The organism is Shewanella sp. DW31 (assembly GCF_015767295.1).
Classification (GTDB): Bacteria; Pseudomonadota; Gammaproteobacteria; order Enterobacterales; family Shewanellaceae; genus Shewanella; species Shewanella oncorhynchi.
The window spans coordinates 1-19,276 of sequence record NZ_JADWMP020000038.1 but is presented as its reverse complement, the minus strand read 5'-3'; the positions used below and the strand labels follow the sequence as shown (position 1 = coordinate 19,276).

Genomic DNA, 19,276 nt, shown 5'->3' with positions numbered 1-19,276 from the left:
AGATGATGTAGGTTCTTGGAATAGCCCCTTCCAGGGGCAAGTCAAAGCCGCCTTCTAAGAAGGCGGATTCTTTACTTTTATGCTTTGCAGTTAAAGTTGAAATAAATAATTGAGTAAAATTTTGAAGATTAACAATTTGTTATTCATGGTTCTATGACTTTCACCCGTATCCCATGTACGGTATCATTGCACCAGTTAAGTTCATTTTAGGATTTTACGGGAACTTAGTGCGCTGTAAAAAATCAAAATGATCAGTTTGGAAATGTGTCAACGGAGATCAACATGACCCAAGAAACCTTATATTCGACGAGTGCGTCAACACTGGAAGTGAACAAACTTCTTAAAAACACTTATATGCTGTTATCGATGACATTGGCCTTCTCTGCCCTGTGTGCGGGTTTGGCAATGGCATTAAATATCAGTCCCTTAGTCTCCATTGGTTTATCGATTGGTGGCCTAGTACTGTTGTTTGTCACTTTACGTAAAGCCGAGTCTGCAGCGGGTATCTTCTGGGTGTTTGCCTTTACAGGTATGGAAGGTGCCTCACTGGGCTACATGCTCAATCACTACGCGGGTATGGCAAACGGTCCACAGCTGATCATGCAAGCACTGGGGTTAACGTCAGTGATTTTTGTTGCGTTATCAGCCTATGCCGTGACCACTAAGAAAGATTTCTCTTTCCTACGTGGATTCTTGTTCGCCGGCTTGATTGTGGTGATCGCCGCCGCTGTGATTAATATTTTTATGGGTAACAGTGTTGCCTTTATGGCAATTAACGCAGGCTTGGCGTTACTGATGACAGGTTTTATCCTGTTTGATACTAGCCGTATCGTCAATGGCGGCGAAACTAACTACATTCGCGCGACTATCTCGTTATACTTAGACTTCTTAAACCTCTTCATCGCGCTGTTGCACCTGATGGGCATAGGCAACGATGACTAATCCTAGTTAGCGATTTTTAGCTTAACTTGCGTTAGAATGGCCCTACTTTTAGGGCCATTTTTATTTTAAATGAGCAAATTTATTATCCAAGTGAACGGGCCCGCTTATGGCACGTCGGCGAGTGTTAATGCCTTACGCTTCTCCCAAGCTGCACTTTTAGCTGGGCATCAGATTATCTGTGTGTTTTTTTATCAAGATGGCGTGTATAACTCCACAGATTTAAGCTTACCCGCCTCCGATGAAAACGATGTGATCAGTGACTGGAAACAGCTGGCGCAATCCCATCAGGTCCCGTTAGTCAATTGCGTTTCTGCAGCGCTACGTCGCGGCATTGTGAGTCAGCAAGATGCCAGCGAGAATGGCCTTAGCCACTGGAATGTGGGCGAGTCATTTATCATGGGCGGTTTAGGTGAGCTAATCACAGGTATTGAATCGGCCGATCGTTTGATCAGTTTTTAACTCTCAGGGCTACTATGAAAAAATTGTGTATCCTATTTCGCTGCTCGCCACATGGTACTGTTCGTGGCCGCGAAGGTTTAGATCTTGCCCTGCTTAGCGCTAGCTTCGAACAAGAAGTGAGTTTAGTGTTTGTTGATGAAGGTGTGTTGCATTTGATTAAAGAGCAACTGCCTGAGCTTATCGGTGCTAAAGATTACATCTCCACCTTTAAAGCACTGCCGCTGTATGATATTGGATCTGTATTTGTCTGTAAGCAATCCTTAGCCGATTACGGCTTAAGCCATGGCTTACTGTCGATCCCAGTGACAGTCGTCAACGATGAAGCCATCGCAGCCCATTTAAACCAAGTGGATGAGGTCTTAGTATTCTAATGATTTTACATCATATTCAAACATCTCCCAGTCGAGATAGCGCGCTGAAACTTTGTTTACGTTACGCCTGTAAGGAAGATGCGATTTTATTATCGAGCGATGGCGTTAACGCGTTACTGCTGCGCCAGTGGGCAATGGCATTATCGCCCTTCAAGTTGATGGTCTTAAAAGACGATGTTGTCGCACGTGGCCTATCCGAACGTTTAAAGAACGTCATGCTTATCGATTACAATGAGTTTGTGGCTCAATCATTACTCCATGACAAGGTGATAACGTGGTAAATCCATTGCAATTTAATGGCGCAGAAATCGACCGTGACCATCAAGGTTATTTAAAAAATCTTAACGATTGGCAACCCGATATGGCCCTGTTGTTAGCGGCAGAAGAGCAAATTGTACTTACGCCAGCCCATTGGGAAGTGATTAACTTTGTTCGAGATTTCTATCTCGAATATAAAACGAGCCCTGCTATCCGTGTATTAGTTAAAGCCATTGGCCAAGCCTTAGGACCAGACAAAGGCAATTCAAAATACTTATATACCCTATTCCCGATTGGACCTGCGAAACAAGCAACGAAAATCGCTGGCCTGCCCAAACCAGCTAAGTGTATTTAATGGCAAAGGGTTAAGTCATCACGTAAACATGACACAAACAAAAAGGCATGTTCCCTTGGGAAACATGCCTTTCTTTTTACTTGAACAAAGTTGATAGGGTTATTTGACGTTTTCTAACACAACCCAGATGGCTTTGCCTACGGTGGCGAGCATTACAGCAAAAAATACTGCAATCACAGCGGTATAGGAAAGCCAACGGAGATAGCGCTGGCCTTTATCCATAGTATTATTTTGTGTTCCATTAGCCTATTTGAGTCAAACCGCCCATGTAAGGACGCAGAACTTCAGGGACTGTGATACTACCATCAGCATTTTGATAGTTTTCTAAAATAGCCACTAAAGTACGACCTACAGCTAAACCTGAGCCGTTTAACGTATGCAATAGCGCAGGCTTATTATCTGCTTTCACGCGGTAACGTGCTTGCATACGACGGGCTTGGAAATCCTTCATGTTTGAGCAAGAAGAAATCTCACGATAGGTATTTTGTGCTGGTAACCAGACTTCGATGTCGTAGGTTTTGCTTGAGCCAAAGCCCATATCGCCAGTACATAAAATCACAGTTCGATACGGTAAACCTAAACGCTGCAACACTGTTTCAGCATGACCAGTCAGCGCTTCAAGTGCCGCCATTGAATCTTCAGGCTTAACAATTTGCACCATTTCAACTTTATCGAATTGGTGCTGACGGATCAGACCACGGGTATCTTTGCCGTATGAGCCCGCTTCGCTGCGGAAACATGCAGTATGCGCAGTTAACTTTATTGGCAGCTCGTCTTCATCAACAATGCTATCGCGAACTAAGTTCGTTAATGGCACTTCTGCGGTTGGGATAAGGCTCAAGCCTTGGCCTTCTTCAGTCGCAGGTTTAGTGTGGAATAAGTCTTCACCAAACTTAGGTAGCTGGCCTGTGCCGAGTAAGCTTGCCTCGTTAACCAGTAATGGCACATAGGCTTCGGTATAACCGTGCTCTGTGGTATGTAAGTCCAACATGAACTGACCAATGGCGCGATTTAAGCGGGCGACTTGGCCTTTCATCACGATGAAACGTGAGCCAGTAATTTTAACGGCATTTTTAAAATCTAAGCCGTTTAAGCCTTCACCTAAATCGATATGATCTTTAATCGGGAAATCAAAAGTGCGTGGCGTCCCCCAACGTCTCACTTCAACGTTCTCTGTTTCATCGGCACCCATTGGTACTGATTCATCAGGCAGGTTAGGCATAGACATGGCAATGGCATTGACTTCTTCAAGTACAGCGGCCAGTTCAATCTTTTTGGCATCCAACTGTGAACCTAAATCGCCCACTTGCGCCATGATTGCGTCAACATCTTCACCACGGGCTTTAGCTTGGCCAATGGATTTGGAGATGGCATTACGCGACGCTTGTAATTCTTCGGTAGCCACTTGCAGTGACTTACGCTTTTCTTCTAATTGAATGAGATGAGCTATGTCTAAAATAAAGCCACGGGTAGCCAGTCGCTCAGCGGTAACTTCTAATTCGTTGCGCAAAAATTTAGGATCTAACATGTGATATATTCTTAATAGTTAAATGCGAGAAAAAACCAGTTGTTGACCTAAGTACACCATGAATAAACATAGACTTAGATTCAACACCACATTCAAAATCGCCTTCAGCCAATCCCCTTCTTGCATCAGCAACAAGGTTTCATTAGAGAAAGTCGAAAACGTTGTCAAAGCACCTAATAGACCGATACCTATAAGCGCTTTGAGTTCAGGGCTGATATGACTCATTTGCCCCAGAGCGTAAATTACGCTCATAAAAAATGAACCTATAACATTAACCAACAGTGTACCAAAAGGAAAACTGCTGCCAAATACTTGGATCATGAATATTGAAATAAGATAGCGTAAAACTGCTCCAATTGACCCACCGAAAGCCACTAATAAGATGTTAGTCATATCTTTTGTTCTCACTGGCTTGATCTAACTGGGCTAATTGTGCCAATTTATCTTTGATCCGCTTCTCAAACCCTCGCTCAGTCGGAAAATAAAACTGTGCTGTTTGTAGGGATTCGGGGAAATAATTTTCACCACTGGCATAAGCATTGGCTTCGTCGTGGGCATATCGATACCCTGCACCCATGCCGATGTCTTTCATTAATTGAGTCGGTGCATTGCGTAAATGGTGCGGTACTTCGACTTGTCCTGTTTCGCGAGCTAACGCACGCGCCGCCTTAAATGCGGTATACACAGCGTTGCTCTTCGGCGCACTGGCAAGATAAACAATGGCTTGTGCTATTGCTCGCTCACCTTCGGCGGGGCCAACACGGTGAAAACAATCCCAAGCATTCAGTGCGATTGTCATCGCCGCAGGATCGGCATTGCCCACATCTTCAGAGGCAATCGCCAGTAAGCGCCTTGCCACGTAAAGCGGATCGCCACCGCCTTCTAATATTCGACAAAACCAATACAACGCCGCATCGGGTGCTGAGCCGCGAATGGATTTATGTACCGCTGAAATAAGATCGTAAAATTGATCGCCGTTCTTATCAAAACCAGCAACTTGGTGCCCCGCCACTTGAATTAACATTTCAGTGGTAAAGGTACCACCGTCGATGAGCATATCACTCATCAACTCAATAAGATTTAACGCTTTACGGGCATCACCATCACAAAGTTGTGCCAATGTGGTGAGCACATCGGTTGGCATTACAAATTGTCGTAGGCCTAAACCGCGCTCGTTATCGTTTAAGGCTTGAGTCACTATATGGGCGATTTCATCATGGCTTAAGCGCTTGATAAGATAGACCCTTGCCCGCGAGAGTAAGGCATTGTTGATTTCAAAAGACGGATTTTCTGTGGTCGCGCCGATAAAGATCACTGTGCCATCTTCAATAAATGGCAGAAAGGCATCTTGCTGACTCTTATTGAATCGGTGGACTTCATCGACAAACAATAGGGTACGTTGGCCACGGGATTCTGCAACGGCTTTTGCTTGCTCAATCGCGGCGCGAATGTCCTTAACGCCAGAAGTGACCGCTGAAATGCGTTCAACGTGAGCATTTGAATAATGTGCGATTAATTCGGCTAAGGTTGTTTTACCTGTGCCCGGCGGTCCCCACAACATCATAGAATGGGCGCGCCCTGCTTCCAATGCTTTACGTAGTGGTTGGCCCTCACCCAGTAAATGGGCTTGACCTATGTACTCGCCAATCGTTCTTGGCCGCATGCGCGCGGCCAAGGGACGAAAATCGGGCGCAAAATTAAACGATAAACTGCTCACGCGATAGCCTAATGCGCTGCTTTACGACGTTGATCATCAACATCGACGCTGTCTGGGATCACAAAGGTGAACAAGGCTTTGTCTTTATTTGTGATGGCTTGCTGATTGCTTAAATCAAACAGGCTTAAATTACCTTTATCATCGGCAACATTAAAGTTGACTAACAGGGCATTTTTGAAACACACATTGACGGACAATATGCCCGAATCAATCGCCTTAGGTTTGATCTCATAGCAATCTTGTTTCTTGGACACTGAATACTGTGACCAAGTCGCATCGTCGCGGTGGACGAGCAATGCGATGGGAGATGCATTGATTGCTTCAGCAAAATCCATGATGACCACCTCTTCGGCGAAAGGATTGTAGATCCACAAATCTTTACCATCAGCGACAATCTGCGATTCATCTGGCTGGGTTAAATGCCAATAAAATTGATTCGGATACGCTAAGGCAAAAATGCCAGACCCCGTTTGAATAACCTTTTTATTGACATCTGTTACGGTTTGTTTGAAATCGGCTTTTAGTGACGCGGTACCAATCAATTTTTCCCTGAGCTGCTGCGCATCATCGGCAAACACAGCCGCGCTAAATAGCAAAGGTGAAGCTAACAACACAGCGCATAATCGTTTTTTCATTTTATTCCTTACCCTGTAAACCCTTGGGTGTATCAAAGCTACGCCTTAGCGCGGCTTAATAATGTTTTGGTGCTGGCGGCGCTAAGACTTCACGGTTACCGTTGTGGCCTTGAGCAGAAACAATACCTTGTGCTTCCATCTGTTCTATAATGCGTGCTGCACGGTTATAACCAATCTTAAATTTACGCTGTACGCTTGAAATCGAGCCGCGACGAGTTTCAGTCACAAAGGCAACGGCTTCATCGTATAACGGATCGTATTCTTCGTCTGATTCAGCGGTTTCACCAGGCAATAATACTTGTTCACCATCACTGGCACCGTTGAGGATTTCTTCGATATATTGCGGTTTGCCACGGGCGCACCAGTCGGCAACAACACGGTGAACTTCATGATCATCAACGAACGCACCATGAACACGATTAGGTACCGCAGTACCCGGTGGCAAAAATAACATGTCACCCATACCAAGCAAGGTTTCGGCACCCTGTTGATCTAAAATGGTGCGCGAATCGATACGAGATGACACTTGGAACGCCATACGTGTGGGAATGTTGGCCTTAATTAAACCTGTGATCACATCCACTGACGGTCTTTGGGTTGCAAGAATTAAATGTATGCCTGCGGCACGCGCTTTTTGGGCAATACGGGCAATCAACTCTTCAACTTTTTTACCAACAATCATCATCATGTCAGCAAATTCATCGACCACGACAACAATCGATGGCAGCTTATCTAACGCAGGCGCTTCTGACTCCATGCTGTCAGAAGACTTCCACATAGGATCTAAAATCACTTCGCCATTGGCCTTCGCCTCGGCAATTTTAGCGTTATAGCCCTTGATGTTACGTACGCCCATCATAGACATCAGCTTATAGCGGCGTTCCATCTCGCCGACACACCAACGCAGCGCATTGGCAGCTTCTTTCATGTCGGTCACGACTTCACATAGCAAATGCGGAATACCTTCATAGACAGACAATTCCAACATTTTGGGGTCGATCATGATAAAGCGTACATCTTCTGGGCCAGACTTATACAGTAAGCTGGTGATCATCACGTTTACACCCACAGACTTACCAGAGCCTGTAGTACCGGCTACCAATAAATGTGGCATTTTACCAAGATCAACAACAACGGGGTCACCAGCAATATCTTGGCCTAACACCATAGTTAAGTTGGATTTACTCTCAGTAAAGGCGGCACAATCTAACACATCGCGCATAAACACGGTTTCGCGGAATTTATTGGGCAATTCGAGTCCGACATAAGCCTTGCCCGGAATAACTTCAACCACGCGCACACTTTCAGCCAGTAATGAACGAGCTAAATCCTTTGATAGATTAGAGATTTTTGACGCTTTAACGCCCGGCGCTAATTCTAATTCAAAGCGTGTGATCACAGGACCTGGATACACACCCACTACATTGGCGATGATGTTGAAATCGGCCAATTTAAGCTCAACAAGGCGAGCGACTTGATCCAATTCCTCTGGGCTGATGGGATTCTTCTTACGGTCAGGTATGTCGAGCAAGTTAATACTCGGCAGAGGATCCATCGGTTTTTTCGGTGCGGGTTTGTCTTCTTGTCCTGGCAATACCACAATGCCATCGACAATTTTAGCTTTTTGATCTTGCTTATTACGCTGCGCTTGATTCACTGCACCTGTTGACACTTTAGTATCAAAATCAATGACATCATCATCGCTAAAACCTAGACTTTCATCGTCTTCATCTTCTGTAAATGCTTGACTGCTAAACACAGGCTCATTGTCATCATGATCGAATGAATGCGAATTTAAATCGGCATTGTCTTGCTCATCGGCATTTGAATGTTGAGGTTCAGCTAACCAAGGTGGCGCTTCAAAATTGCCATGGGCGGCCAAATCATCATTATCGATTTGTGGCTCAACCCGTTGTACACTCTTACTTTTACTGCTATTCAAGCTCAGAATTTTTGCAAGCGCCGATAGTTTGTTTTTTGGCGACGAATTATTCTCAGTTTCAGTAATAATACCTTCTGGTTCAATGACCATATCATCAGTGGCAGCATATAGCGTTGGGGTTATCTCAGCTCTACGACCAATATGACGCTCACGCACCTTAGGCTTTTCAACTATGGGGGGCTTTTCTAGCACATATTGGGATTCACGGCGCTGTTTAAACTTATCCACCACGGACATAAAACCACGGGTATCCTCGGTTTCATGCTCACGCTTCATCGCTTGCGGCAATAATTTTAACTTTTTATAAATCCAAATAGAGACTAAGCCGATTTTCTCGACCACCGTCAGCCAGCTAATCCCAGTCAACAGCGTAAAGCCTGAGCCCAAGAAACACAGCAGTAATAAGGTAGTGCCGAGTTTATTAAAATACGGCAACATGGCTTGACCGATCACATCACCCGCCACTCCGCCTGCCGAAAACTCGTAGATGTTGTTGGCATTCATGCTCGCCAAAGCAGAAAATCCTAGAATGATCAGTAAAAATCCTATCAATCTCAGGGCCACTGAAAAGTAATCAATTTCAAGTAAATGATGGGCACGTTTGAACAATAACCAACCCGTCGATGCGACAATAATTGGCATGATATAAGCCGTAACGCCGAAGAAATATAACAGAATATCGGCAATCCAAGCCCCTACTGCTCCGGTCCAGTTTTTAATATCGCCTTGAAAATGCGACTGACTCCAACCAGGATCAGACGGACTAAAACTCGTCAATGCGAGCAAAATATAAGTGGCGAGAACACAACAAATGATGAGTCCGCCTTCCAGCAGACGTTGCAGGCCAGTGAGCGTGCGTACACTATTTCCTTGAGACAAACGACGTAATCCATAAAAGTGAAAACAGGTGGGCTAACGATACCAGAATCCCACTAAATGTGGAGCACATTAGCCTGTTTTTCTATACAGAATTGGTCATGATTGGCAAAATTTAGTCTATTGAGGTGTTTTAGTGTGCTTTTAGGGAGGAATGAGTTATTACACAAACACTTCCGTTAACAAATTTGTTTAAAAATGCCACAAAAAGAAGCCCCTAAGTTAGCAAACTTAAGGGCAATACAAGGCGAATAGTAATAGGCGTTAAATGAGATGAATATATCGACGTTACTGATAAATAAGGGGCCTAAGCCCCTTATTGTAAAACCAAACAATCAGGGTAATTTAGATATCTGAGAGTAGATGATTTATCGCTACACGACTGGTGTGCTTAACTTCTTCCATCACAACATAAGTACGCGTGTCGGAAACTGAAGGTAATTTCAATAAAGTTTCACCTAACAAGCGACGATAAGCCGACATATCTGAAACACGAGTTTTCAGTAAGTAGTCAAAATCGCCTGAAACCAGATGACATTCTTGAATATCATCGAGTAGTTGCACTGCACGGTTAAACTTATCAAACACTTCGGGAGTATCACGGCTTAATGTGATTTCCACGAATACCAGTAGGGATGCACCCAAGAAATGAGGATTCACCAATGCGGTATAGCCATTGATGTAACCTTGCTTTTCGAGACGTTTTACTCTTTCTAAACACGGAGTTGGACTTAGTCCGACTCTTTTTGACAATTCCACATTTGAAATGCGGCCATCAAGTTGTAGTTCATTAAGAATGTTGCGATCGATGCGATCCAAGTCTTTTACAGGACTCTTTTTATTATATGCCATTTATTTAACCTTGCTTTATCACTAAAACAACATTTTATTCTACGTATGCCGAAAGTTCAGCAGCATAAACTGCGTCGCCGATACTATACTAGATATCCCTGAATTAATCACGTTCAGGTCACGATAAAATAACAATTATGCCCATTAAAAGTGGGATTTCAGGCAATTGAGGCTCAAAGATGATTATTGGTGTTCCCAAGGAAATTAAAAACCACGAATATCGTGTCGGTATGGTTCCTTCTAGTGTTCGCGAGTTGGCGATCAAAGGTCACGACGTTTTTGTTGAAACAAATGCAGGCATAGGTATTGGTTTTTCAGATCAAGATTATATTGATGCTGGCGCCACAATTTTAGCGACTGCTGCTGAAGTTTTTGCTAAAGCGCAGATGATTGTAAAAGTAAAAGAGCCTCAAGCAGTTGAACGCGCTATGTTGCGTCACGATCAGATTTTATTTACTTATCTGCATCTTGCTCCAGATTTACCGCAAACTGAAGATTTAATCAAAAGTGGTGCCGTATGTATCGCTTACGAAACTGTGACAGACGATCGTGGTGGCCTGCCTTTGCTTGCCCCTATGTCTGAAGTCGCTGGTCGTATGTCAATCCAAGCTGGCGCTATGGCATTAGAGAAATCTTCTGGTGGCCGCGGTATGTTATTGGGCGGCGTACCGGGGGTTGAGCCTGCTAAAGTCGTCATTATTGGCGGCGGTATGGTTGGTACTAATGCAGCACAAGTAGCAGTTGGTATGGGTGCTGATGTTGTTGTGCTTGATCGCAGTATTGATGCTCTACGTCGTTTAAATGTGCAATTCGGTTCTGCTGTAAAAGCCATTTACTCAACTGCGGATGCAATTGAACGTCATGTTATTGAGGCCGATCTTGTGATCGGTGGTGTACTAATTCCAGGTGCTGCGGCGCCCAAATTGGTTACTCGTAGCATGATTTCACGTATGAAACCTGGCAGCGCTATCGTTGACGTGGCGATCGATCAAGGCGGTTGTGTTGAAACTTCACATGCCACTACTCACCAAGATCCTACCTATATCGTTGATGATGTTGTGCATTACTGTGTTGCAAATATGCCTGGTGCGGTCGCTCGTACTTCAACATTTGCGCTTAATAATGCAACCTTACCGTACATTCTCAAGTTAGCAAATTTAGGCTATAAAGAAGCGCTGTTGCAAGACAAGCATTTTCTTAATGGCTTAAACGTCATGCACGGTAAAGTGGTGTGTAAGGAAGTGGCTCACGCCCTAAACTTAGCGTTCACATCTCCTGCGACACTATTAGTATAAGTTTTTAATTAACTTAACTTTTTATGTGGATTTAAGCTGGCTTTACTTAGTATGTAATTCAAATCGGTCTCGATACTATTGAGGCCGATTTTTTATTGGGTAGAAATAGGCTCCACTACGATCGCACCATCATATTTATACAAGCTCATCCCGTGCTTCATTTCGTGGTTCACACTTAAGCTATTTATTCACAGTAAAGTAAAACTGACACTCTCCATACTAAAACGGATGGACTCGATTAGTGCAATCTAAAAGAATCGCCCTCCAACACTTTACCCCCACAGGTAAATTCCCTACAATCCTTGCAATTTGCTAAAGGCACGGAGATAAAAATGAGCCAGGTCAGACATTGTAACTTATTGATTTTGGGTTCAGGCCCAGCAGGATATACCGCAGCCGTTTATGCTGCGCGTGCGAATTTAAAACCTGTGATGATCACAGGTATGCAGCAAGGCGGTCAATTAACCACGACGACTGAAGTTGAAAACTGGCCAGGTGACGCGGACGACTTAACGGGTCCAGCCTTGATGGAACGTATGCAGAAGCATGCTGAAAAGTTCGATACTGAAATCTTGTTCGATCACATTAACGAAGTCACTTTAACCGAGCGCCCTTTCCGCTTGAAAGGCGACAATGGCGAGTACACCTGTGATGCACTGATCATCGCAACTGGCGCTTCTGCCCGTTACTTAGGGTTAGAGTCAGAAGAAGCTTTCAAAGGTCGCGGTGTATCAGCCTGTGCAACCTGTGATGGCTTCTTCTATCGCAATCAAAAAGTCGCAGTTATCGGTGGCGGCAACACCGCCGTTGAAGAAGCATTGTATTTAAGCAATATTGCTGCTGAAGTTCACCTCATCCATCGCCGTGACACCTTCCGCTCAGAAAAAATCTTAATCGACCGTCTGATGGACAAAGTCGCCAATGGCAACATCATCCTTCACTTAGATCAAACCATGGATGAAGTGGTTGGTGATGCCATGGGTGTGACAGGTCTGAAGATGAAGAGCACTAAAGATGGCTCGATCACTGACTTAGCCGTTGCTGGTGTGTTCGTCGCTATTGGTCACAGCCCTAATACCGGTATTTTTGAAGGCCAGTTGGAAATGAACCACGGTTATTTAAAAGTTCAGAGTGGCTTGCAAGGTAACGCCACGCAAACCAGTATCGAAGGTGTTTATGCCTGTGGTGATGTGATGGACCAACATTATCGTCAAGCCATTACTTCTGCTGGCACCGGCTGTATGGCTGCACTCGATGCAGAGCGTTATTTAGACGCTAAGAAGTAACTAGACTCGATTTTTCAACGAATAGCAGGTTTAGCCTGCTATTTTTTTAGGTCAAAATCGTTAAGCAATAGCAAAATTTTTGCGGGCTTACCAGTAAGTACTGTTCACGCGCGCACGTGTCTTTCCTTCACGATTCTTAATCTTGTACCAGTTAGATGGGCGCTTATAAGTGTTTAGGTAAATAACATCATTAGGTTAAGTCAAAAATGGCGCACAAAAAAAGGGACCAAATGGTCCCTTCTCTACAGCAACAAACTAATTTCTTAGTTTAACGCTTCTTTTGCTTTTTCAACTAAAGTTGCAAATACAACTTTGTCGAATACAGCGATGTCAGCCAAAATCTTACGATCGATTTCGATAGACGCCTTTTTCAGACCGTTGATGAAACGGCTGTAAGACAGACCATTTTGACGAGCGGCAGCATTAATACGTGCAATCCAAAGTTGACGGAATTGACGTTTTTTCTGACGACGGTCACGATAAGCATATTGACCAGCTTTAGTTACTGCTTGAACAGCAACACGGTAAGTACGGCTACGAGCGCCATAATAACCTTTAGCTAGTTTTAAAACTTTCTTGTGACGAGCACGAGCGGTTACACCACGCTTAACTCTTGGCATTTTCTAAACTCCTAAATTAAGCGTAAGGTAATTGACGCGCGATTGCTGGAACGTCAGCTTTTGATACTAAACATTTGGCACGTAAGTGACGTTTACGTTTAGTGCTTTTTTTCGTCAAAATGTGACGTAAGTGTGCTTGCTTGCGCTTGAAACCATTAGCGGTTTTCTTAAAACGCTTCGCTACACCCTTATCTGTTTTCATTTTAGGCATTTCTAAAACTCCGCATTGGGATGTTTAATAAAAAGCAAGGCGAGCAAAGGCCATAGACCTTTGCTACTTTAAGTTTTGCCCTACTTATTTCTTTTTAGGCGCTAGCACCATAATTGCTTGTCGGCCTTCCATTTTCGGGAAAGATTCAACAACCGCATACTCGTCCAAATCAGCCTTGATACGGTTCAATAGATCCATACCCAGGTTTTGGTGTGCCATTTCGCGACCTCGGAAACGAAGCGTAATCTTCGCTTTGTCCCCGTCTTCCAGAAAACGTATCAGGTTGCGTAGTTTTACCTGATAGTCGTTTTCGTCAGTTCCAGGACGGAATTTAATTTCCTTGACCTGAACCTGCTTTTGCTTCTTCTTTTGTTCCTTGGCTGACTTAGCCTTATCAAAAAGGAACTTACCGTAGTCCATAATGCGACATACTGGAGGTTCAGCATTTGGGCTGATTTCTACTAGGTCTACACCTGCTTCATCTGCCAAATTCTGAGCATCTCTGATGCTTACCACACCAATAGCTTCACCATCAATGCCTGTTAAGCGTACTTCTGGTACACCTGTGATTTCTTCATTGATTCTATTAGGGGCCGGCTGACGCCCTGCTGTTTTTTTGATCTTTATGACCTATTCCTCCAACAATTTGAGACTACGGAGCGAAATCTGTTGATGGATTTTAGTGGCGAAATCTTCAAGTCGCATCTTACCTAAATCGATACCATCACGGGTACGCACCGCTACTTCCTTATTTTCCATTTCTTGATCGCCAACGACCAACAAATAAGGGACACGCCTTAAGGTGTGCTCGCGTATTTTAAAGCCTATTTTCTCATTCCTCAAGTCAAAAGACGCTCGAATACCTTGTTCTTTGAAGAATTTTACGACTTCTTCAACATAATCAGCCTGTTTATCGGTGATATTCATCACGACAACTTGCATTGGGGCTAACCAAGTTGGGAAACGTCCTGCATATTCTTCTATCAAGATACCCAAAAATCGTTCCAAAGAGCCTAAAATAGCACGATGGATCATCACTGGGGTCTGACGGCTGTTATCTTCGGCAACGTAAGTTGCACCAAGACGGCTTGGCAACGCATAATCGAGCTGCACAGTACCACATTGCCACGCTCGGTCCAAACAATCGTGTAAAGTAAATTCGATTTTTGGTCCGTAGAACGCGCCTTCGCCTGGCAAAATAGTGAATTCAATATTATTGGCACGCAGAGCTTGCTTAAGTGCTTCTTCCGCTCTGTCCCACATCGCATCGTCACCGATACGTTTCTCTGGGCGAGTCGACAGTTTTACTACGATATTTTCAAAGCCGAAGGTCGCGTAAGTATCGTAAACCATCTGGATACAGGCACTCACTTCCTCTTGAACTTGGCTGTCAGTACAGAAAATATGGGCGTCATCTTGCGTAAAGCCACGTACACGCATTAATCCGTGTAACGAGCCTGAAGGTTCATTACGGTGACAGCAACCAAATTCAGCCATACGCAATGGCAGATCACGGTAAGATTTCAACCCTTGGTTGAAGATCTGCACGTGGCCTGGGCAGTTCATTGGTTTGATGGCGTATTCGCGGTTTTCGCTGCTGGTCGTGAACATGGCTTCTGAGTATTTATCCCAGTGACCAGAACGTTCCCACAACACGCGGTCCATCATTAATGGGCCTTTCACTTCTTGGTAAGTATATTGGTTTAGCTTACGGCGAATGAATCTTTCTAATTCGAGGAAGATGCTCCAACCGTCGTTATGCCAAAACACCATACCCGGTGCTTCTTCTTGCATGTGATACAAGTCGAGCTGCTTACCGATTTTACGGTGGTCACGCTTAGCCGCTTCTTCAAGACGGGTTAAGTGTGTGCTCAAGGCTTTTTTGTCGGCCCAAGCGGTACCATAGATACGTTGCAACATCTTGTTTTCTGAGTTGCCACGCCAATAAGCGCCGGCAATGCTCATTAATTTAAAATGCTGGCAGAAACGCATGTTAGGTACGTGCGGTCCACGACACATGTCAGTGTATTCTTCGTGATGATACAGCGCAGGCGTCGCGTCTTTGCTGATGTTCTCATCCAGAATGGCAATCTTATAATCTTCACCGCGCGCAGCGAATGTATCACGGGCTTCTTGCCAGCTAACGACACGTTTTACTACGTCATAGTTGGTTTTTGCCAGTTGAAGCATGCGCTTTTCTAATGCGTCGATGTCATCTTGAGTCAACTTGTGCTCAAGGTCGATATCATAGTAGAAGCCATTATCGATAACAGGACCAATCGCCATCTTGGTTTCTGGCCACATTTGCTTAATCGCGTGACCTAATAAATGCGCGCAAGAATGGCGAAGAATTTCAACACCTTCTTCGTCTTTGGCGGTAATGATTGATAGCTCAGCATCGGTTTCAATGAGATCGCAAGCATCTTTTAATTCGCCATTAACGCGGCCAGCGATACAAGCTTTCGCTAAACCAGGGCCAATATCGGCGGCAACATCGAGGGTCGATACAGCATGAGCAAACTCGCGTTTGCTACCATCGGGAAGTGTAATTACAGGCATGAAATGTCCTTTCCAGTGGTGACCCACACGTAGGGCCACTTGGTTTTAGTTAATGTAAGAGAAATGCTCGCTAGGTTAAGACAGTACAGGAGTCTTAGCCGCCTTGCGTAGCAGGGCGTTTATTCTAAGGGATTGTAGCTAAAAGGCGCAAGCATATTGACCAGAATTGGGATTGGAAACAAAAAGCAAATTCATGATTTTGCAGTGTCTTGGTAACTTCTTGGTCATCTAACTCCCCTATTCTAGCGCCAGTTTATTGGGCATCACTGAAAACATGACAAGGGAGTTGATATGTTGAACTGCATTCTACTGGCTGTAACACTCACGCACACAGCAACCGCTTTACCTGAGCCGCAGGTGAAAATCACAAGCAAATCTTTGATTGATACTCAAGTGTTACTCGTTGATATTAAAAGTGAACTTGAGCAACAGATGCAGCGTTTAACGCTGGATATTACCCAAGATGCCCGCGATGGCGTGTTACACAGCAATGAAATGGAGGGGTTAGTGACGGCAAAGGACTAGTTTTTAGAAGAGATAATGATCCAACAAGAAAATATTTAACCAGAAGGTCTATCATGCTGCGTTTTGAGACCGACTTCATCTAAGTCAGTGCACTGCACTCTGCTGTATACTCAAATAGGAAGCACATAAAGCGCACTCAGGTTTCGAAATCGTCAAAGCGCAGACAATATAAGCGATAAGCGTACGAAGTATGAGATGCGTTGATTGAGCAGAGCGATTCGCTCTATTGGCGATAAGGAGTTGCACCATGAGAGTCATGAACAAAGTTATTGCTTGTCCCCACTGCGGGCACCATCAAGATATCAGTATCGATGCCAGCTGTGGAGACCAAGATTATTACGATGACTGCCGAATTTGTTGTAATCCGATTCACTTACGCTTACACATCGATGAATCGAGACGAACGGTTGAGCTGTATATCGATTCAGACGACGAGCAAATCTATTAAACGAGATTGCACTACACGCTGCGATGTCACAAAACTAACGTGCTTGTTCGTTAAAACGCCTGGCCAGCACGCGCTCGACTGTGTCGACGATAATTTGTGTTTGGCTGTCGATCTCAATATTGAGTTCACCACCCACTTTATACTGACTTAAATTGGTCAGTTTTAGGGTTTCAGGAATTAAGTGCAACTTAAAACCGGAGTCACTCACCTCGCCAACCGTTAAACTACAGCCATTAACGCCAACAAAACCTTTATAAAAAATGTAATCCATCCATTTAGGCTCAATGCCCAGTGTCAGATCATAATGCTGTTCTGTATGGCTAATATCGATGACTTTGGCCTTAGTATGGATATGGCCAAAGAGAATGTGCCCACCAATTTCACTACCAAAAGTTAACGAACGCTCAACATTAACGCTTTGACCTATAGACAAATTAGCCAGATTCGTCAGTCGCAAGGTCTCTTCCACTACGTCGAAAAATACCCTATCATCAACGACCTGAGTCACAGTAAGACATACCCCGTTATTTGCCACACTTGCACCAATCGCAAGTCCCTCATGCAAATCAGGTTCGAACGCTACCTCAAGGGTATTTAGGCCATCTTTCTTATGTATTGCAACCACCTCGCAGGTGGCTTGAACTATACCTGTAAACATTTTCTGCTCGCTTAATCGTTAAAGGCTGTATTTATGAATCATTCAGGCTATCAAGCCAAACGTTTAATCCAATTGGCGCTGCCGGTGCTAATAGCTCAGGTCACTCAGACCATGATGGGCTTTATTGATACCGTTATGGCGGGCCGTGTTAGCGCGGTTGATATGGCCGCTGTTGCGGTCGGCACTAGCCTTTGGTTACCCGCTATTCTGTTCGTCCAAGGTTTACTGATGGCTTTTACGCCTTTATTTGCCCACTACAATGGAGCTAATAATCAAAAAGCTATCCAACCTTTGGCCTTTCAAGGTGCCTATCTTGCCATTATAGGCGGCATTGGTGTGATGGTTTTCCTTGCATCAGCACCCTTTGTGCTTGGCCACATGGACTTGGAGCCTGAATTATACCGCTTAACCATAGGATATCTCGACGGTATTTTATGGGGCGCGCCCGCATTTGTACTATATCAAGTGCTGCGCGGCTGTAGTGAAGGGATTTCTTATACATTACCGACCATGGTCATTGGTTTTGTCGGTCTAGCCGTAAATATCCCCGCTAACTATATTTTTATTTATGGACACTTTGGCGTACCGGCCATGGGCGGTGCAGGCTGTGGTATCGCCACTGCTCTCGTATTCTGGGCCATGCTAGTTGCCATGACCATTTACATGCAGTTGCATAAAAAATTCGCGGCTTTAGCTCCCTTCAGTAAATTTCATCGCCCAGACTTTGAAACTATGAAGAAAATGACCAAACTCGGCATGCCGATAGCAATGGCGCTGTTTTTTGAAGTGAGTTTATTTGCCATCATAGCGCTATTACTCGCGCCACTTGGCGCAACAGTGGTCGCAAGTCACCAGATTGCACTCAACTTTTCTGCCATCGTATTTATGCTGCCGTTATCTATCGGTATCGCGGTATCGATTCGGATTGGTTATTACTTAGGCCGTGATCGCGCTGATATTTCCGCGGTGGTTACTAAAGTGGGCTTATGGCTGGCACTATCCCTTGCTCTAACGACAGCGGTTTTGACCGTATTATTTAGATTCCAAATTGCGAAACTTTATAATGGTGATCCTGAAGTGGTTGCCTTAGCCGGCAGCTTGATGTTGATGGCAGCCCTGTATCAATTATCTGATTCAGTTCAAGTGGTCGCAGCGGGTGCTCTTCGCGGTTATAAAGATACACGCAGCGCTTTTTATATCACGCTGTTTTCCTACTGGGGGATTGGTATGTCACTCGGTTATACCTTAGCTTATACGGACCATATCGTTCCCGCGATGGGCGCCCATGGATTCTGGGCAGGATTGATTGCGGGCTTGACCTCAGCAGCGCTGTTATTTTTCATTCGTCTGCGTTACATCCAAAAGCATGGCGTGCATTTGAGCCTTATTGAAGGTGACAGTGTTCACCATTGATTGCATTAATGGCGAGCGACAGTGCTCGCCTTTTGGTTTATCAGTTTGATTTCGATGCATTCTCTGAAGTAAAGCGAATAAAAAATTGCGGTTTTATCGGCGGCATTGTTGAAACACTGGGCAAGTTGCACAGCAATTCACCATTTGACGACAAATTTGTTTTTTTTGCTTGCCTGCCCTGCGCTATGCCCCTAATATAGCGTTCGTTCCAAGGCGCAACGCTTTTGAATAGCTTGTTAAATTTTGCGATGCACCCGTAGCTCAGTTGGTTAGAGCACTACCTTGACATGGTAGGGGTCGGTGGTTCGAGTCCACTCGGGTGTACC

Annotated in this window: 22 protein-coding genes and 1 tRNA gene; 11 read left to right on the top strand and 12 right to left on the bottom strand. The window is 44.6% G+C overall.

The window, feature by feature from the left end; translation table 11 throughout:
* Positions 1 to 282 precede the first annotated feature (282 nt).
* The 5 genes from GWI56_RS21210 to GWI56_RS21190 all read left to right on the top strand — a co-directional run bounded on the left by GWI56_RS21210 (position 283) and on the right by GWI56_RS21190 (position 2,385).
* The gene (locus GWI56_RS21210) at positions 283 to 942 is read left to right on the top strand and encodes a Bax inhibitor-1/YccA family protein (protein WP_028759949.1); all 660 of its coding nucleotides are present in this window, start codon (positions 283 to 285) and stop codon (positions 940 to 942) included.
* Between the two features lie 69 nt (positions 943 to 1,011).
* Positions 1,012 to 1,401 (top strand): sulfurtransferase complex subunit TusD, encoded by a 390-nt coding sequence (gene tusD, locus GWI56_RS21205; protein WP_028759948.1) that lies wholly within the window; start codon positions 1,012 to 1,014, stop codon positions 1,399 to 1,401.
* A 14-nt stretch (positions 1,402 to 1,415) separates the two neighbouring features.
* Entirely contained in the window at positions 1,416 to 1,772 is a 357-nt protein-coding gene (tusC, locus tag GWI56_RS21200) for a sulfurtransferase complex subunit TusC (RefSeq protein WP_198573996.1), read from the top strand.
* Entirely contained in the window at positions 1,772 to 2,053 is a 282-nt protein-coding gene (gene tusB / locus GWI56_RS21195; RefSeq protein ID WP_105252497.1) for a sulfurtransferase complex subunit TusB, read from the top strand. Before tusC ends, tusB begins: the two co-directional genes overlap by 1 nt.
* A complete protein-coding gene (locus GWI56_RS21190; RefSeq protein WP_198573995.1) occupies positions 2,047 to 2,385 on the top strand; it encodes a TusE/DsrC/DsvC family sulfur relay protein in 339 nt (112 codons plus the stop codon). Before tusB ends, GWI56_RS21190 begins: the two co-directional genes overlap by 7 nt.
* A 99-nt stretch (positions 2,386 to 2,484) precedes the next feature.
* Here the strand turns inward: GWI56_RS21190 and GWI56_RS21850 are convergent, their stop codons facing one another.
* From GWI56_RS21850 to lrp, 7 genes are all read right to left on the bottom strand, one after another.
* Positions 2,485 to 2,607 carry a hypothetical protein gene (locus GWI56_RS21850; protein ID WP_028759944.1) on the bottom strand — a complete coding sequence of 41 codons (123 nt, stop codon included), beginning with the start codon at positions 2,605 to 2,607 and terminating at the stop codon, positions 2,485 to 2,487.
* Between the two features lie 19 nt (positions 2,608 to 2,626).
* Positions 2,627 to 3,913 (bottom strand): serine--tRNA ligase, encoded by a 1,287-nt coding sequence (serS, locus tag GWI56_RS21185; RefSeq protein WP_028759943.1) that lies wholly within the window; start codon positions 3,911 to 3,913, stop codon positions 2,627 to 2,629.
* A gap of 18 nt (positions 3,914 to 3,931) precedes the next feature.
* Positions 3,932 to 4,306, bottom strand: coding sequence for a fluoride efflux transporter CrcB (gene crcB, locus GWI56_RS21180; RefSeq protein ID WP_198573994.1), 375 nt, complete (start codon positions 4,304 to 4,306; stop codon positions 3,932 to 3,934).
* Complete coding sequence (locus GWI56_RS21175; RefSeq protein ID WP_198573993.1) at positions 4,299 to 5,630, bottom strand: replication-associated recombination protein A; 1,332 nt, start codon at positions 5,628 to 5,630, stop codon at positions 4,299 to 4,301. The genes crcB and GWI56_RS21175 overlap by 8 nt, the downstream gene beginning before the upstream one ends.
* A gap of 8 nt (positions 5,631 to 5,638) precedes the next feature.
* Positions 5,639 to 6,265 carry an outer membrane lipoprotein chaperone LolA gene (gene lolA, locus GWI56_RS21170; RefSeq protein ID WP_198573992.1) on the bottom strand — a complete coding sequence of 209 codons (627 nt, stop codon included), beginning with the start codon at positions 6,263 to 6,265 and terminating at the stop codon, positions 5,639 to 5,641.
* 55 nt (positions 6,266 to 6,320) lie between these two features.
* Positions 6,321 to 9,086 carry a DNA translocase FtsK 4TM domain-containing protein gene (locus tag GWI56_RS21165; RefSeq protein WP_198573991.1) on the bottom strand — a complete coding sequence of 922 codons (2,766 nt, stop codon included), beginning with the start codon at positions 9,084 to 9,086 and terminating at the stop codon, positions 6,321 to 6,323.
* A 342-nt stretch (positions 9,087 to 9,428) separates the two neighbouring features.
* The gene (lrp, locus tag GWI56_RS21160) at positions 9,429 to 9,935 is read right to left on the bottom strand and encodes a leucine-responsive transcriptional regulator Lrp (RefSeq protein WP_006081649.1); all 507 of its coding nucleotides are present in this window, start codon (positions 9,933 to 9,935) and stop codon (positions 9,429 to 9,431) included.
* A 179-nt stretch (positions 9,936 to 10,114) separates the two neighbouring features.
* On the opposite strand from lrp, the gene ald reads away from it, so the two are divergent.
* Complete coding sequence (gene ald, locus GWI56_RS21155) at positions 10,115 to 11,230, top strand: alanine dehydrogenase (protein ID WP_028759938.1); 1,116 nt, start codon at positions 10,115 to 10,117, stop codon at positions 11,228 to 11,230.
* Between the two features lie 332 nt (positions 11,231 to 11,562).
* Positions 11,563 to 12,516, top strand: coding sequence for a thioredoxin-disulfide reductase (gene trxB / locus GWI56_RS21150; protein WP_007647644.1), 954 nt, complete (start codon positions 11,563 to 11,565; stop codon positions 12,514 to 12,516).
* 263 nt (positions 12,517 to 12,779) lie between these two features.
* Here the strand turns inward: trxB and rplT are convergent, their stop codons facing one another.
* From rplT to thrS, 4 genes are all read right to left on the bottom strand, one after another.
* Positions 12,780 to 13,136 carry a 50S ribosomal protein L20 gene (gene rplT / locus GWI56_RS21145; protein ID WP_006081652.1) on the bottom strand — a complete coding sequence of 119 codons (357 nt, stop codon included), beginning with the start codon at positions 13,134 to 13,136 and terminating at the stop codon, positions 12,780 to 12,782.
* Positions 13,137 to 13,152: 16 nt separating this feature from the next.
* Positions 13,153 to 13,347, bottom strand: a complete 195-nt coding sequence (gene rpmI, locus GWI56_RS21140; protein ID WP_006081653.1) for a 50S ribosomal protein L35 — start codon at positions 13,345 to 13,347, stop codon at positions 13,153 to 13,155.
* Positions 13,348 to 13,431: 84 nt separating this feature from the next.
* Entirely contained in the window at positions 13,432 to 13,974 is a 543-nt protein-coding gene (gene infC / locus GWI56_RS21135; protein ID WP_012089240.1) for a translation initiation factor IF-3, read from the bottom strand.
* A gap of 3 nt (positions 13,975 to 13,977) precedes the next feature.
* Complete coding sequence (gene thrS / locus GWI56_RS21130) at positions 13,978 to 15,906, bottom strand: threonine--tRNA ligase (protein ID WP_028759936.1); 1,929 nt, start codon at positions 15,904 to 15,906, stop codon at positions 13,978 to 13,980.
* Positions 15,907 to 16,197: 291 nt separating this feature from the next.
* Here thrS and GWI56_RS21125 point away from each other — a divergent pair, with 291 nt between their 5' ends.
* Positions 16,198 to 16,431, top strand: a complete 234-nt coding sequence (locus tag GWI56_RS21125) for a hypothetical protein (RefSeq protein WP_131525575.1) — start codon at positions 16,198 to 16,200, stop codon at positions 16,429 to 16,431.
* A gap of 247 nt (positions 16,432 to 16,678) precedes the next feature.
* Positions 16,679 to 16,879: a CPXCG motif-containing cysteine-rich protein gene (locus tag GWI56_RS21120; RefSeq protein WP_028759934.1), complete on the top strand. Its 201-nt coding sequence runs from the start codon at positions 16,679 to 16,681 to the stop codon at positions 16,877 to 16,879.
* Positions 16,880 to 16,913: 34 nt separating this feature from the next.
* Here the strand turns inward: GWI56_RS21120 and GWI56_RS21115 are convergent, their stop codons facing one another.
* On the bottom strand, positions 16,914 to 17,537 hold the full coding sequence (locus GWI56_RS21115; protein WP_198573990.1) for a riboflavin synthase subunit alpha: 624 nt from the start codon (positions 17,535 to 17,537) through the stop codon (positions 16,914 to 16,916).
* 33 nt (positions 17,538 to 17,570) lie between these two features.
* Between GWI56_RS21115 and GWI56_RS21110 the strand changes: the two genes are divergently transcribed.
* Positions 17,571 to 18,950: an MATE family efflux transporter gene (locus GWI56_RS21110; protein WP_168827724.1), complete on the top strand. Its 1,380-nt coding sequence runs from the start codon at positions 17,571 to 17,573 to the stop codon at positions 18,948 to 18,950.
* A gap of 250 nt (positions 18,951 to 19,200) precedes the next feature.
* Positions 19,201 to 19,274 (top strand) — tRNA-Val (locus GWI56_RS21105).
* Positions 19,275 to 19,276: the final 2 nt, after the last annotated feature.